Origin of the sequence: Nonomuraea sp. NPDC052265 (assembly GCF_044547985.1) — a bacterium.
Lineage (GTDB): Bacteria > Actinomycetota > Actinomycetes > Streptosporangiales > Streptosporangiaceae > Nonomuraea.
In genome coordinates, this window is record NZ_JBIUBJ010000017.1 from 20501 (window position 1) to 34610 (window position 14110).

At 70.1% G+C, this 14110-nt stretch carries 16 protein-coding genes; 13 read left to right on the forward strand and 3 right to left on the reverse strand.

The genetic code is table 11. From position 1 onward, the window contains the following. The first annotated feature begins 100 nt into the window (after nt 1-100). Together ACIHAD_RS36090 and ACIHAD_RS36095 are read left to right on the forward strand one after the other, a co-directional pair. Entirely contained in the window at nt 101-313 is a 213-nt protein-coding gene (locus ACIHAD_RS36090) for a hypothetical protein (RefSeq protein WP_397359207.1), read from the forward strand. A 143-nt stretch (nt 314-456) separates the two neighbouring features. Beyond that, nucleotides 457-1503: an NlpC/P60 family protein gene (locus ACIHAD_RS36095; RefSeq protein ID WP_397359208.1), complete on the forward strand. Its 1047-nt coding sequence runs from the start codon at nt 457-459 to the stop codon at nt 1501-1503. Between the two features lie 3 nt (nt 1504-1506). Here the strand turns inward: ACIHAD_RS36095 and ACIHAD_RS36100 are convergent, their stop codons facing one another. Beyond that, nucleotides 1507-2001, reverse strand: coding sequence for an inorganic diphosphatase (locus ACIHAD_RS36100; RefSeq protein WP_357702209.1), 495 nt, complete (start codon nt 1999-2001; stop codon nt 1507-1509). 86 nt (nt 2002-2087) lie between these two features. Between ACIHAD_RS36100 and dacB the strand changes: the two genes are divergently transcribed. From dacB to ACIHAD_RS36155, 11 genes are all read left to right on the forward strand, one after another. Beyond that, complete coding sequence (gene dacB, locus ACIHAD_RS36105) at nt 2088-3503, forward strand: D-alanyl-D-alanine carboxypeptidase/D-alanyl-D-alanine-endopeptidase (protein ID WP_397359209.1); 1416 nt, start codon at nt 2088-2090, stop codon at nt 3501-3503. A gap of 47 nt (nt 3504-3550) precedes the next feature. Then, the gene (locus ACIHAD_RS36110) at nt 3551-4627 is read left to right on the forward strand and encodes a zinc-dependent metalloprotease (protein ID WP_397359210.1); all 1077 of its coding nucleotides are present in this window, start codon (nt 3551-3553) and stop codon (nt 4625-4627) included. A gap of 75 nt (nt 4628-4702) precedes the next feature. Then, complete coding sequence (gene tilS / locus ACIHAD_RS36115) at nt 4703-5698, forward strand: tRNA lysidine(34) synthetase TilS (RefSeq protein WP_397359211.1); 996 nt, start codon at nt 4703-4705, stop codon at nt 5696-5698. 10 nt (nt 5699-5708) lie between these two features. Further along, on the forward strand, nt 5709-6260 hold the full coding sequence (gene hpt, locus ACIHAD_RS36120) for a hypoxanthine phosphoribosyltransferase (RefSeq protein ID WP_397359212.1): 552 nt from the start codon (nt 5709-5711) through the stop codon (nt 6258-6260). Nucleotides 6261-6498: 238 nt separating this feature from the next. Continuing rightward, nucleotides 6499-8493 carry an ATP-dependent zinc metalloprotease FtsH gene (ftsH, locus tag ACIHAD_RS36125; protein WP_397359213.1) on the forward strand — a complete coding sequence of 665 codons (1995 nt, stop codon included), beginning with the start codon at nt 6499-6501 and terminating at the stop codon, nt 8491-8493. Continuing rightward, the gene (gene folE, locus ACIHAD_RS36130) at nt 8490-9068 is read left to right on the forward strand and encodes a GTP cyclohydrolase I FolE (protein WP_352318609.1); all 579 of its coding nucleotides are present in this window, start codon (nt 8490-8492) and stop codon (nt 9066-9068) included. The genes ftsH and folE overlap by 4 nt, the downstream gene beginning before the upstream one ends. Nucleotides 9069-9185: 117 nt before the next feature. Beyond that, entirely contained in the window at nt 9186-9992 is an 807-nt protein-coding gene (gene folP / locus ACIHAD_RS36135; RefSeq protein WP_397359364.1) for a dihydropteroate synthase, read from the forward strand. Continuing rightward, complete coding sequence (locus ACIHAD_RS36140) at nt 9989-10435, forward strand: nuclear transport factor 2 family protein (protein WP_397359214.1); 447 nt, start codon at nt 9989-9991, stop codon at nt 10433-10435. The genes folP and ACIHAD_RS36140 overlap by 4 nt, the downstream gene beginning before the upstream one ends. Further along, on the forward strand, nt 10425-10790 hold the full coding sequence (gene folB / locus ACIHAD_RS36145) for a dihydroneopterin aldolase (protein ID WP_397359215.1): 366 nt from the start codon (nt 10425-10427) through the stop codon (nt 10788-10790). The genes ACIHAD_RS36140 and folB overlap by 11 nt, the downstream gene beginning before the upstream one ends. After that, nucleotides 10787-11290, forward strand: coding sequence for a 2-amino-4-hydroxy-6-hydroxymethyldihydropteridine diphosphokinase (gene folK / locus ACIHAD_RS36150; RefSeq protein ID WP_397359216.1), 504 nt, complete (start codon nt 10787-10789; stop codon nt 11288-11290). The genes folB and folK overlap by 4 nt, the downstream gene beginning before the upstream one ends. Continuing rightward, entirely contained in the window at nt 11287-11742 is a 456-nt protein-coding gene (locus tag ACIHAD_RS36155) for a DUF3180 domain-containing protein (protein ID WP_397359217.1), read from the forward strand. The genes folK and ACIHAD_RS36155 overlap by 4 nt, the downstream gene beginning before the upstream one ends. Here ACIHAD_RS36155 and ACIHAD_RS36160 read toward each other — a convergent pair. Beyond that, nucleotides 11739-12845, reverse strand: a complete 1107-nt coding sequence (locus ACIHAD_RS36160; RefSeq protein WP_397359218.1) for an acyltransferase — start codon at nt 12843-12845, stop codon at nt 11739-11741. The two genes, ACIHAD_RS36155 and ACIHAD_RS36160, sit on opposite strands and share 4 nt — an antisense overlap. Then, nucleotides 12842-13987: an NADH-quinone oxidoreductase subunit D gene (locus ACIHAD_RS36165; protein ID WP_397359219.1), complete on the reverse strand. Its 1146-nt coding sequence runs from the start codon at nt 13985-13987 to the stop codon at nt 12842-12844. Before ACIHAD_RS36165 ends, ACIHAD_RS36160 begins: the two co-directional genes overlap by 4 nt. Nucleotides 13988-14110 lie beyond the last annotated feature (123 nt).

Here is a 14110-nt window from a genome sequence, read left to right on the forward strand (position 1 = left end):
ACCTGGGCCGCCGGGTCTGCCCGCTGCCCGTCCCGGGGCGGCCCCCTACCTGGCGGGCACCGCGTACCCGGGCGACGGTCACGCCGCCGCCGACGCCACCATGACCCTCTTCCAGACCTACGACCGCCATCCGGAGGCCAGGCCGGCCATCGCGGCGGCGTGGGCCACGGCCCGGGTGACCGCCGACTGGTGCAAGGCCGAACTGCACGCCGCGTACGGCGGCCAGACCCCCGTCTTCACCTACCCGAGGGCCGCCCGGCCGGTGGTCGCCGGGATCCGTCCCTGGATAGAACGCCTCTTCCGCCTGCGGTGATGACGTTACGTGCATGAGAGCGCTGGGAACTGTGTGCATAGAGTAACCATCTGTTTTCAGGGGGACCTATGCGCTCAATTCGGGCCGGGCTCCTGGCGTGCGCGCTGCTAGTCACTCTGTGTCCGCTCACTCCGTGCCCGCCGGTGGCGGCCGACCCCATGCCGTCGGCCAAGGACGTGAAGAAGGCGCGTGAGACCGCCCGCCACCGCTCGAAGGAGCTGGGGGTGGCCAGCGCCGGGCTGGTCGCGGCCCAGTCCAGGCTCGACGATCTGGCGGCCGGCGTGGAACGGCAGGTGGAGGCGTACAACGGCGAGCTGGTCCGGCTCCGGCAGGCCGAGCAGGCGTACGAGCAGGCCAGGGGACGTCAGGCGGCGGCCGACGTCGAGGCCGAGCGCGCCCGGCAGGCCGTCGCGCTGCTCGCGGCGGAGAGTTACAGCGGGATGACGGCCATGGACCCCGTCATCGGCATGCTCATCGACGAGGGCGGCGTGGACGGCTTCCTGCACCGGGCGAGCGTGCTCAGTCAGCTCGGCGACGAGCGGGCCCGGATCCTGCGCAGGATGAGCGACGCCCAGGAGGTCGCCGCCATCCTCGGGACGCAGGCGCGCAACGCCTACGACGCCCAGCAGGCCGCCTCGCAGCGCGCCCGGCAGGCGAAGCTCGCCGCGGAGGCGGCCGTCGCCCGGCAGCGCCGCGAGACGCACACCCTCCGGCTGGAGAGGCGGCAGCTCCAGCGCCGGGTGAACGCCGCCCGCAGCCACGCCGAGCTGCTGGCCAGGCGGCGGGCCCTGGCCCTGTCGTCGGCCGGGCTGGCGGCGGGGTCGGCGGGCGGCAACCTGGCCGCCAACTGGGCGCTGAGCCAGCTGGGCAAGCCGTACGTGTGGGCCGCCGCCGGCCCCGACACCTACGACTGCTCCGGCCTGGTGATGCGCGCCTGGGAACAGGTCGGCGTGCACCTGGACCACTGGACCGGAACCCAGTGGACGTCCGGCCCGCACGTGCCGCTGGACCAGCTCCGCCGCGGCGACCTGCTGTTCTTCGGCCGGATCACCGACGACCCCGGGACGATCCACCATGTGGGCATCTACGTCGGCCAGGGCCAGATGGTGCACGCGCCGCAGACCGGCGACGTGGTGCGCGTGGCCCCGATCTGGAGAGGGGACCTGGTGGGCGCCACCAGGCCCCGGTGAGGATCAGTGGTGGTGACCCGCGTCCTTCGCCCGGTTGAACGAGCGCTCGATCTCGGCCTCGGCCTCGATGCGTCCCACCCAGTTGGCGCCCTCGACGGACTTGCCGGGCTCAAGGTCCTTGTAGACCTCGAAGAAGTGCTGGATCTCCAGCCGGTCGAACTCCGACACGTGGTGGATGTCCTGGATGTGGTGCATCCGGGGGTCGGTCGAGGGGACGCACAGGACCTTGTCGTCGCCGCCCTTCTCGTCGGTCATCCGGAACATGCCGACCGCGCGGCAGGTGATGTAGCACCCCGGGAACGTGGGCTCCTGGAGCAGCACCAGCGCGTCGAGCGGGTCGCCGTCCTCGCCGAGGGTGTGCTCGATGAAGCCGTAGTCGGCGGGGTACTGCGTGGAGGTGAACAGGAGCCGGTCAAGCCTGATCTTCCCGGTCTCATGGTCCACTTCGTACTTGTTCCGTTGCCCCTTGGGAATCTCAACGACAACGTCGAACTCCACCGCGGTTCCTCCGCTCAAGGCCCCCGGGAAGTCCCGGCTGGGCGTTAATGTCTCGTAGGCGAACACCAGGAGAGAGGTCAGGCGACGTGGCGCGGCACGAGCGTACGGTGATGCTGGCCACTCTCGCCGTGCTCCAGATCGTCACGATCGTCATCGGCGTTTACGCCATGACCAGCGACTTCAACCTGAGCGCGCTGACGAGGCAGCCGTCACCGATCGGGCCGACGGCGTCTCCCCGGGGAATCCCCCCCGCCCCCGTGGTCACCTCGGGGCCTGTGCTGGCCCAGCTTTCGGCGACGTCAGGGGACGGACCTCTCCCGACTAAGAGTACTTTGACCCGCCAGCTCACCGACGCGCTGGGTGACGAAGCGCTCGGCGGCCGGGTCGGCGCGGTCGTGCTCGACGCCGCGACCGGAGGGCAGATCTTCGCCTCCAACCCCGACACGGGCATCACCCCGGCCTCCACGAACAAGGTCGTCACGACCACCGCGGCGCTCGCCTCCCTGGGCCCCGACACCCGCTTGTCCACCCGCGTCGTCCAGGGCCGCGCGCCCGGCGCGATCGTCCTGGTGGGCGGCGGCGACCCGCTGCTGGCCGGACCGACGGCCAAGCCCGGCTACCCCAAGCAGGCCTCCCTCGCCACCCTGGCCGCCCGCACCGCCGCCGCGCTGAAGGCCAAGGGCGTCAGGAAGGTCACGCTCTCCTACGACGACAGCCTGTTCACCGGTCCGGCCATCGCGCCCGGCTGGAAGCCGAACTACGTGCCCGACGGCGAGGCGGCCCCCGTCCACGCCCTGGCCATCGACGAGGGACGCCGGCGCCCCGGCGCCCGGCCCCGCGTGCCCGACCCGGCCGCGTACGCCGCCTCCGCCTTCGCCCGGCTGCTCCCCAGGTACGGCGTCACGGTCTCCAAGGACATCCGCCAGGAGCGGGCCGCGGCGGGCGCCGCCGAGCTGGGCAAGGTCGACTCAGCCCCCCTGTACGCCCTGGTCGAGCACACCCTGACCCACAGCGACAACGACATGGCCGAGGCCCTGGCCAGGCACGTCGCCATCAAGGAGGGCAAGGAGGCGTCGTTCGCGGGGGCCTCGCAGGCCGTGCTCGGCGTGATGCGGCGGCTCGGCGTGACGAAGGGCGTCAGCGTCGCCGACGGCAGCGGCCTGTCCATCCGCAACCGGGTCAGCGCCGACGCCATGGCCCGGGTCATCGCCATCGCCAGCTCCGCCCAGCACCCCGAGCTGCGGGCCGTCGACTCGGGCATGCCGATCGCCGGTTTCTCCGGCACGCTGGGCAACGGCCGACGCTTCACCCGCGGCGACAGCAAGGGCCAGGTCGGCCTCGTACGCGCCAAGACCGGCACGCTCAACAACGTCAACACCCTGGCCGGCCTGGCCACCACCAAAGACGGCCGGCTGGTCACCTTCGCCTTCCTCGCCGACGACGTGCCGGTGAACGCCGAGCCCGTGCTCGACAAGCTCGCCGCGATCGTCGCGCGATCCTGAACGCCGCTTCTTCGCAGGCGTGACGAGAACAACGTACGGTGGACGCTATGCAGGTGATCGACTGGGATCTGGCCGTCACGACCGGCACGCGCCTGGTGCGCCCCGGTCCTCAGGTGAGCAAGGAGGAGGCCAGGCAGGCCGTCGCCGAGCTCCGCACGCTGTCACGTGAGGCCGAGGGCCACGTGCGCGAGTTCACGAAGATCCACACCGAGACCGCGCCGCAGCCCGCGACCGTCGTCGACCGGCCCGGCTGGATCAAGGCCAACGTGGAAGGCTTCCGCGTGGTCCTCGAACCGCTGACCCAGCGCATGGGCGGCGGCTCCAACCCGCCGCCCGCCATCGTCACCGCCGTGGGCTCCCGCATCACCGGCGTGGAGGTCGGGGCCGTCCTCGCCTTCCTCGCCTCCCGGGTGCTCGGCCAGTACGAGCTGTTCCTGCCGCCCGACCCGACCGGCCAGGAGGCGACCGGCCGCCTGACGCTCGTGGCGCCGAACATCGTCCACGCCGAGCGCGAGATGAACGTCGTGCCCCGCGACTTCCGCCTGTGGGTGTGCCTGCACGAGGAGACCCACCGCGTGCAGTTCACCGGCGTGACCTGGCTGCGCGAGTACGTCAGGTCGCAGATGACCGAGTTCCTGCTCGCCTCCGACCTCGACCTGCCCACGCTGCTCGACCGGCTGCGCAACGCCGCGGACACGGTGGCCGACGTGGTCAGGGGCGGCGAGGGCAACCTGATCGACGCCATCCAGTCGCCCGCCCAGAAGGAGATCCTCGACCGGCTGACGGCCGTGATGACCCTGGTCGAGGGCCATGGCGACTTCGTCATGGACGCCGTGGGCCCGTCGGTGGTCCCGTCCGTCTCGGAGATCCGCGCCAAGTTCGCCCAGCGCCGCGAGGGCGGCTCCCGGCTCGACCGCACGGTGCGGCGCCTGCTGGGCATCGAGGTCAAGATGAAGCAGTACGCCGAGGGGTCGGCCTTCGTCCGCAAGGTGGTCGACCGGGTCGGCATGGACGGCTTCAACAAGGTCTGGACGTCCCCGGAGACCCTGCCCACGATTGCCGAGATCGCCGACCCCGACTCCTGGATCCACCGCGTCATCGGCACCCCCGCCCTCCCCGCCTGACCTTCACCCGCGCCGAGAGGCCCACCGGGTCCGCCGTGGCGCGCGGCGGGTCCCGGCAGCCGGGACAATGGCCCTGTGGGTCCCCATCCAGCCGTGGCCGACGTGCGCAGGGCCGTGCGCGAGGCGCTGGCCGACCTCGGCGGCACCGGCGCGCTGGTGCTGGCCGCGTGCAGCGGCGGCGCCGACTCCCTGGCCCTGGCGGCGGCGCTGGCCTTCGTCGCGCCCCGCACCGGCCTGCGCGCGGGCCTGGTCACGGTCGACCACCAGCTCCAGCCGGGCTCCGCCGACCGTGCCCGGCAGGTCACCGGGATCGCCGCCGGGCTCGGCCTGGCCCCCGCGCAGGCGCTCACCGTCACCGTCGGCACCGAGGGCGGGCCCGAGGCCGCCGCCCGCGAGGCCAGGTACGCCGCGCTGGACGAGGCGGCCGACCGCCTCCAGGCCGCCGCCGTCCTGCTCGGCCACACCCGCGACGACCAGGCCGAGACCGTCCTGCTGGGCCTGGCCAGGGGGAGCGGCCTGCGCTCGATCTCCGGCATGGCCCCCAGGGCGGGCCGCTACCGCAGGCCCTTCCTCGACCTGTCCCGGGCCACGACGGTCGCCGCCTGCCGCGCGATGTCCCTCGACCCTTGGGACGACCCCCACAACGACGACCCCCGCTACACCCGCGTCCGCGTCAGGAAGCGGATCCTGCCGATGCTCGACCGGGAACTCGGCCCGGGGGTGGCCGAAGCGCTCGCGCGGACCGCCAGAATGGCTCGGGAGGACGCCGACGCCCTCGATCAGTGGGCCGAATCGGCCTTCCCGAATTGCGCTCTAAGCGATATCGGAACGTCCGTCACCCTGTCCGTACCCGAGTTGGAGAAACTGCCCGACGCCGTGCGCCGGAGGGTGCTGCGGCGCGCGGCCCTCGCGGCGGGCACGCCGTCCGGAGCGCTTTCCGCCACCCACGTGCTGGCGGTCGATCGGCTGGTCACACAATGGCACGGCCAGAAGGCGGTGGATCTACCCGGAGGTCTGTCCGCAGTTCGGCGGTATGGCACCCTGATAGTCGCCATCAGTCCCATCGTTTAAGGAACCACAGGTGGACGCTGCCGACATGGGCAAAGACCTGGAGAAGGTCCTCATCCCCGAGGACGACCTCCAAGCCAAGATCAAAGAGCTTGCCGGGCGCATCGACGAGGACTACGCGGGCAAGGACATCCTGCTCGTGGGCGTGCTGAAGGGCGCGGTCATGGTGATGGCCGACCTGGCCAGGGCGCTGCACGTGCCCGTGCAGATGGACTGGATGGCGGTGTCGTCCTACGGCGCGGGCACCAGGTCCTCCGGCGTCGTACGGGTGCTGAAGGACCTCGACACCGACATCTTGAACCGCCACGTCCTGATCGTCGAGGACATCATCGACTCCGGCCTGACCCTCCACTGGCTGCTGGAAAACCTGAAGTCGCGCAATCCGGCCTCGTTGGAGATCTGTGCGGCGCTGCGCAAGCCCGACGCGGTGAAGGTGCCGATCGACGTGAAATACGTCGGGTTCGACATTCCCAACGAGTTCGTCATCGGCTACGGGCTCGACTACGCGGAGCGCTACCGCAATTTGCCGTTCATCGGAACGCTCGCGCCGCACGTTTATAAGTAGTAATCCCGGCCATGGCCGGGAACATCGCGCAACGTGACGTACGTTGATAGGGCAAGACCGGTGTAGCGGGCGGGTCCCTCCGTGCGTCGTGCCGGTGTACCTTCAGACTCCGGAAGGGTGACCGCAAGTCCCCTTCGGGTAGTCAGAAGTCGCGGTGTCGGATGCCGCGGCCCCGGGCATGCCCGGGGTTCCAGGCCATGGTCAGGAAGGGACGGGCCCGCAAGGGGTTCCGCATCGGATGGATCTCAAGCGATTTACACGTGGGCCACTGCTGTGGATCCTGGGCATCGTCGTGCTGCTCCTGCTCGTCACCCAGCTCTGGAGCGGCGGGGGCAATTTCAAGCAGGCCGACACGTCCACGGTTCTCCAGCAGATTCGCGCCGGCAATTTCACCAGCGCCAAGGTCGTCGACAAGGACAATCGGGTCGAGCTCACCCTCATCAAGCCGATCGTCGTCCGGCCGGGTGACGCCCCGGCGAAGCTGATCCAGTCCAACTGGGTCAGCGGCTACGGCGCGAAGCTGACCGACGAGCTGCAGGCCCAGGTCGACGCCAACAAGACGAAGAGCTTCACCACCGAGGTGCCCCAGGAGAACTTCCTGCTCAGCATCCTGGTGAGCTTCCTGCCGATCGTCATCATCGTGCTGATCTTCCTGTTCCTCATGAACCAGATGCAGGGCGGCGGCTCCCGGGTGATGAACTTCGGCAAGTCGAAGGCCAAGCTCATCACCAAAGACACCCCCAAGACGACGTTCGCCGACGTCGCCGGCGCCGACGAGGCCATCGAGGAGCTCCAGGAGATCAAGGAGTTCTTGCAGGCCCCGGCCAAGTTCCAGGCGATCGGCGCGAAGATCCCCAAGGGCGTGCTGCTCTACGGCCCGCCCGGCACCGGCAAGACCCTGCTGGCCCGCGCGGTCGCGGGTGAGGCGGGCGTGCCCTTCTACTCGATCTCCGGTTCCGACTTCGTCGAGATGTTCGTCGGCGTCGGCGCCTCCCGCGTGCGCGACCTGTTCGAGCAGGCCAAGGCCAACGCTCCCGCGATCATCTTCATCGACGAGATCGACGCCGTCGGCCGCCACCGCGGCGCCGGCCTGGGCGGCGGTCACGACGAGCGCGAGCAGACCCTCAACCAGCTGCTCGTCGAGATGGACGGCTTCGACGTCAAGGGCGGCGTGATCCTCATCGCCGCGACCAACCGGCCCGACATCCTCGACCCGGCGCTGCTGCGTCCCGGCCGTTTCGACCGGCAGGTCACGGTCGACCGTCCCGACCTGGAGGGCCGTAAGGGCATCCTCAAGGTCCACGGCCGCGGCAAGCCGTTCGCGCCCGACGTCGACCTCGACGTCATCGCGCGCCGCACCCCCGGGTTCACCGGCGCCGACCTGGCCAACGTGATCAACGAGGCGGCCCTGCTCACCGCGCGGGCCGACCAGAAGCTGATCACGATGGACGTCCTCGAGGAGTCGATCGACCGTGTCATGGCAGGGCCCGAGCGCAAGTCGCGGGTCATGTCCGACAAGGAGAAGAAGATGATCGCCTACCACGAAGGCGGTCACGCGTTGGTGGCGCACGCGCTGCCCAACTCCGACCCGGTCCACAAGATCACCATCCTGTCCCGCGGTCGCGCCCTCGGTTACACGATGACGCTGCCGATGGAGGACAAGTTCCTGGCCACCAGGTCCGAGATGATGGACCAGCTCGCGATGCTGCTCGGCGGCCGCGCGGCGGAGGAGCTCGTCTTCCACGAGCCCACCACCGGCGCCTCCAACGACATCGAGAAGGCCACGGCGGTCGCCCGCCGCATGGTGACCGAGTACGGCATGAGCGAGCAGCTCGGCGCCCGTAAGTTCGGCACCGGCCAGGCCGAGGTCTTCCTCGGCCGCGAGATGGGCCACGAGCGCGACTACTCCGAGAAGATCGCCTCCTCCATCGACGAGGAGGTCCGCCGGATGATCGAGTCGGCGCACGACCAGGCCTGGGACATCCTGGTCGAATACCGCGACGTGCTCGACAACCTGGTGCTGGAGCTCATGGAGAAGGAGACGCTCTCCCGCGAGCAGGTCCTGCAGATCTTCGCCCCGGTGGTCGTCAAGGAGCACAGGCCCTCGTACGCGGGCTACGGCAAGCGGCTCCCGTCCGACCGCCCGCCGATCCTGACCCCGAAGGAGCAGTCGGCCAACGGCTCGCTCACCTCGGGCCACCAGGACGCCTTCCAGTCCGGGGACAGTGCGTGACCCAGCACGAGGTCGACCTGGGGCGGATCGAGAAGGCCGTTCGCGAGATCCTCTACGGCATCGGCGAGGATCCCGACCGCGACGGCCTGCTCGAAACGCCCGCCAGGGTCGCCCGCGCGATGGCCGAGCAGTTCTCCGGGCTCGGCCAGACGCCCGAGGACGTGCTCAACAAGGTCTTCGACGTCGACCACGACGAGATGGTGCTGGTCAGGGACATCGAGGTCTACTCGACCTGCGAGCACCATCTGGTCCCGTTCCACGGCGTGGCCCACGTGGGCTACATCCCCAACGAGCGCGGGCAGGTGACCGGGCTGTCCAAGCTGGCCCGGCTGGTCGACGTCTTCGCCCGCCGTCCGCAGGTGCAGGAGCGCATGACCTCGCAGATCGCCGACGCCCTCATGCGGGTGCTGGAGCCGCGCGGGGTCATCGTGGTGGTCGAGGCCGAACACCTGTGCATGACGATGCGCGGCGTGCGCAAGCCGGGGGCCAAGACGGTCACGTCGGCGGTCCGCGGCGACTTCCGTACCAGCGACAAGACCCGTTCCGAGGCGATGGCGCTGATCCTCGGCAGGTGACGATCGTTATCCACAACTGGGGACCCGAGATGTCGGCAGGTGTGGGGGAACGCCTAGGCTTGCCCCATGACTAGCGTGCCCATCAACGTGCCGGGCGGTACGGAACGGTGCCTCGTCATGGGCGTGGTCAACGTGACCCCCGACTCCTTCTCCGACGGCGGCCTGTGGTTCGACGAGAAGGCCGCCGTCCAGCACGGTCTCGACCTGGTGCGGGAGGGGGCCGACATCGTCGACGTGGGCGGTGAGTCCACCCGTCCCGGCGCCGCCCGGGTGTCGCTGGAGGAGGAGCTGGCCAGGGTCGTCCCGGTGATCCGGGCGCTCGACGCCGAGGGCGTCGCGGTGAGCGTCGACACGATGCGCGCCGAGGTGGCCAGGGCCGCGGTCGAGGCGGGCGCCAAGCTCGTCAACGACGTGAGCGGCGGCCTGGCCGACCCCGCGATGCCGCGCGTGGTCGCCGCGACGGGCGCCCCCTACGTGGTGATGCACTGGCGCGGCCACAGCCATGACATGGACAGCCGCGCCGTCTACGCCGACGTCGTGACAGAGGTGCGCGAGGAGCTGAGCAAGCGGGTCGACCTGGTGCTGGCCGAGGGGGTGTCCCCGGAGCAGATCGTGCTCGACCCGGGCCTCGGCTTCGCCAAGAACGCCGAGCACAACTGGGCGTTGCTGGCCGGCATCCCGCAGCTGGCCGAGCTGGGCTACCCGCTGCTGATCGGGGCCTCGCGCAAGCGGTTCCTCGGTCGGCTGCTGGCCGGCCCCGACGGCGCGCCCCGTCCGTTCAGCAGGAGCGACGACGCAACGCTGGCGGTGACCGCGCTGGCGGCGCAGGCGGGGGCCTGGTGCGTGCGCGTGCACGAGGTAGGTCCCAATGCCGATGCCGTGCGCGTGGCGGCCGCATGGAAGAGAGCCGGAGCAGGCACATGAGCGTCGACACTGCCGCCATCGAGACGGTCAACCAGGAGTTCTACACCGCGATCGAGAGCGCCGATCTCGACAAGATGACCGAGATCTGGGCCGAGGACACCGCCGACGACCAGGTGAGCTGCGTCCACCCGGGCTGGACGTTGCTGACCGGCCGGTCGGAGGTGTTGCGGTCGTGGGCGCTGATCATGGCCAACACCACCTACATCCAATTCGTGCTGACCGACGTCAACACGACGGTGCTGGGCGACGTGGCCGTCCTCACCTGCGTGGAGAACATCCTGACGGCGGGCGAGGAGGGTGAGTCCAGCTTCGCCGCGGGCAAGGTGGTGGCCAGTAACGTCTACATCCGCACCTCACAGGGCTGGCGGTTGTGGATGCACCACGGCTCCCCGGTGCTCCAGGGAGACGAGGACGAGGACGAGGAGGGCGAGCTTGAGGTCTGACCGCATCGCTCTCAAGGGCCTGCGGGCCAGAGGCAGGCACGGCGTCCTGCCCGCCGAGCGGGAGCTCGGCCAGGAGTTCGTGGTCGACGCGATGTTGTTCCTCGACACCGCCCCGGCGGCGGCCGGCGACGACCTGACCAAGACCGTCCATTACGGCGAGCTGGCCCAGGCGCTGGTCGAGGTGGTCGAGGGCGAGCCGGTCGAGCTGATCGAGACGCTGGCACAGCGGCTGGCGGACGTCTGCCTGGCCAGTGAGCTGGTCCACAAGGTCGAGGTGAGTGTGCACAAACCGGCGGCGCCGATCCCGCTGCCGTTCGACGATGTGATCGTGACGATCGAGAGGAGCCGCGTATGAAGGCCGTCCTCGCGCTCGGCAGCAACCTGGGCGAGCGGTTCCAGACGTTGCAGGGAGCCATCGACACGTTGTTCGACGCCCCGGGCCTGGAGTTCGTCAAGGTGTCCCCGGTCTACGAGACCGACCCGGTCGGGGGGCCGGCCGGTCAGGAGCCGTACCTCAACGCGGTCGTCGTCGCCGAGACCGCGCTGCCGCCGCGTACGTTGCTGGAGCGGGCGCTGGGCGTGGAGAACGCCTACGGGCGGGTGCGTGAGGAGCGGTGGGGGCCGCGTACGCTCGACGTCGACCTGATCGTGGTCGGCGAGACCGTGTCCGACGACCCCGAGCTGACGCTGCCGCATCCGCGGGCCCACGAGCGCGCGTTCGTGCTGGTGCCGTGGTCGGTGGTCGACCCCGAGGCCACGGTGCCGGGCAGGGGCCGGGTGGCCGACCTGCTCGCCGAGCTCGACCGGCACGGCGTGCGCCTGCGCGGCGACCTGAAGCTGCAGAGGCCCGATTGAGGCCGACGCATCCCGGCCGGCTGGCCGCTCTCCTCGCCGTCGTCGCCCTGGTCGTCTGGGCGGCGGTCCGGCACTTCTACTCCGACCTGCCCATCATGCCCTGGACGGCCATCCCGACCGTGCTGCTGCTGGCCCTGGGCGAGGGCTACAGCGGGTGGGTGACCAAGGCCAGGATCGCCAGGAAACCGGACACCAAGCCGGTCGAGCCGCTGGCGGTGGCCCGGCTGGCGGCGCTGGCCAAGGCGTCGGCGTACGCGGGGGCGGTGTTCGCGGGCATGTTCGCCGGGTTCGCCGCGTACACGCTGCAGATCTTCGACCGGGAGACGCCGCGCTCGGAGTTCTTCGTGGCGGCCGGGTCGTTCGTGGCCTGCGTGGTGCTCGTCTGCGCGGCCCTCTACCTCGAACACTGTTGCCGCATCCCGAAGGACTCCGAGGACCGCAAGTCCGACTAGCGCGGCTCCCCGGCCTCGCGCGTCCGCCCGGCCGGGGTCCGGCGGCGGCCGAAGAGGTAGATGACCGGCAGGGTGCAGATGAGCGGCCCGACGATGGCGATCGGCCGCTCCAGCCACCACTTCAGGTCCGGCGGGATCTTGGTGCCGAGGTTGCCGAACAGCCACCACGACAGCCCTAAGGCGATCGCCATGCCGGTCGTGTGGAAGAGGAACAGCGGCAGGGCGTAGCGGTTGATGAAGGAGTTCGCGCGGGCCCAGCGGGGGCGTTCGAGCACCCGTTCCATGGCCGGGCGCAGCACCTCGACCAGGCCGATCTGGAAGATCAGCAGGGCGACGATGACGAACGTGGGCGGCGCCATGTTCGACCACTTGTCGCCCGGCACGCCGACCATCGAGCCCGGGTAGATGCCCGAGTAGACCAGGCCGATCAGGGCGAACAGGCCGGTCCACAGGATGCCGACGTCGTACCGCCTGGGCAGGACGACGATCCGGTCGTAGAAGAAGCCCGCCTGGTGGGCCAGGCCCCAGACGATGATCATGTTGAGCCAGCCGGCCCACTCGTAGCCGTAGCGGAAGCGCACGACGTCCACGACCAGGGCCGAGCCGCCGAGCCAGATGAGGGCCAGCACGTCGTAGCGCCTGTGCAGGTAGAGGGCCACCGGCAGCAGCGCGATCAGCACCAGGTAGACGCCGAGGAACCACAGCGGGCTGAGTACGAGCAGCACCACCCGCCACATCCACTCCACGTGGAACGCCCAGGTGACGATCGCGCCGACGGAGATCCACACGCCGCACAGGAACAGCGCGGGCAGGGACAGCGCGCGGATGCGCCGCCACACGAACGCCCCGATGCCGACCCCGCGCGCCTGGGCCCGGTTCCAGGACAGCAGGTGCACGTGGCCGCCGACGTAGAAGAACAGCGGCAGCACCTGGAGCAGCCAGGTCAGGATCCACAGCCCGGAGGTGAAGCCGAGCGGGCTGGTGGGCTCGGGCCCGGTGGGCTTCCACTCCAGGATCGTGAACGCCCAGTGCCAGACCACCACGACGATGAGGCTGAGGGCGCGCAGCCAGTCGACGTACTTGTCGCGTTCGGGGGTGCTCACTTGTCGATGTCACCCACGACGAAGAACATCGAGCCGAGAATGGCGATCATGTCGGCCACCAGGTTCCCGGGCAGCAGCTCGCGCAGCGCCTGGACGTTGCCGAACGACGCCGAGCGCAGCTTGAGCCGCCACGGCGTCTTGTCACCCTTGGAGACCAGGTAGTAGCCGTTGATGCCGAGCGGGTTCTCGGTCCACGCGTACGTGTGGCCCTCCGGCACCTTGAGCACCTTCGGCAGGCGCTGGTTGACGGGCCCCGGAGGCAGCTCGCGCAGCCGGGCTACGCAGGCGTCGGCGAGGTCGAGCGAGACCTTGAGCTGTTCGAACAGCACCTCGAACCGGGCATGGCAGTCGCCGTCGCGCCTGGTGACGACCTTGACCGGCAGCTCGCCGTACGCCAGGTACGGGTCGTCGCGCCGCAGGTCGAGGTCCACGCCGGAGGCGCGGGCGATGGGCCCGCTGACGCCGTACTGGAGGATCTGCTCGCGGGTCAGGACGCCGACGCCCTTGGTGCGGGCCAGGAAGATCTCGTTGTTCAGGATGAGGTCCTCGATGTCGGGCACCCGGCGGCGGGTCTCGGCGACGGCCTCGGCGACCCGGTCGAGCCAGCCGAGCGGCAGGTCCTCCTTGAGGCCGCCGACCCGGTTGAACATGTAGTGCATGCGCCCGCCGGAGATCTCCTCCATGACGGCCTGGATGCGTTCGCGCTCGTTGAAGGCGTAGAAGACGGGGGTGATCGCGCCCAGTTCGAGGGGGTAGGAGCCGAGGAACATCAGGTGGTTGAGCACCCGGTTGAGCTCGGCCAGCAGCGTACGCGCCCACACGGCCCTGACCGGCGCTTCCATGCCGAGCAGCCGTTCGGCGGCCAGCACGACGCCCAGCTCGTTGGCGAACCCCGACAGCCAGTCGTGCCGGTTGGCGAGCATGATGATCTGCCGGTAGTCGCGGACCTCGAACAGCTTCTCCGCGCCCCGGTGCATGTAGCCGATGATCGGCTCGGCCGCCGTGATGCGCTCGCCGTCGAGGGTGAGCCGGAGCCTGAGCACGCCGTGCGTGGAGGGGTGCTGGGGACCGATGTTGAGGATCATGTCCTCGGTCGCCAGCTCCTTCGCGCCCGCGCCGATCCCGACCACGCGTTCCGTCATAGGGCCCATGCTGCCACCGTGCCACGAGGTGATCCAGCGTGGGGGATGGTCAAGGAATCGTATGGCAACGCATCCCGAAGCCAGACATGGGGATCAATACCGGGAACGGGGGGAGAAAACACT

Excerpts from the sequence above, each read along its gene's own strand:
- ACIHAD_RS36090 (WP_397359207.1), top strand. The coding sequence starts at position 101 with ATGACCCTCTTCCAGACCTACGACCGCCATCCGGAGGCCAGGCCGGCC.
- ftsH (WP_397359213.1), top strand. The coding sequence starts at position 6,499 with ATGGATCTCAAGCGATTTACACGTGGGCCACTGCTGTGGATCCTGGGC.
- folP (WP_397359364.1), top strand. The coding sequence starts at position 9,186 with ATGGGCGTGGTCAACGTGACCCCCGACTCCTTCTCCGACGGCGGCCTG.
- folK (WP_397359216.1), top strand. The coding sequence starts at position 10,787 with ATGAAGGCCGTCCTCGCGCTCGGCAGCAACCTGGGCGAGCGGTTCCAG.
- ACIHAD_RS36110 (WP_397359210.1), top strand. The coding sequence starts at position 3,551 with ATGCAGGTGATCGACTGGGATCTGGCCGTCACGACCGGCACGCGCCTG.
- ACIHAD_RS36140 (WP_397359214.1), top strand. The coding sequence starts at position 9,989 with ATGAGCGTCGACACTGCCGCCATCGAGACGGTCAACCAGGAGTTCTAC.
- ACIHAD_RS36165 (WP_397359219.1), bottom strand. The coding sequence starts at position 13,987 with ATGACGGAACGCGTGGTCGGGATCGGCGCGGGCGCGAAGGAGCTGGCG.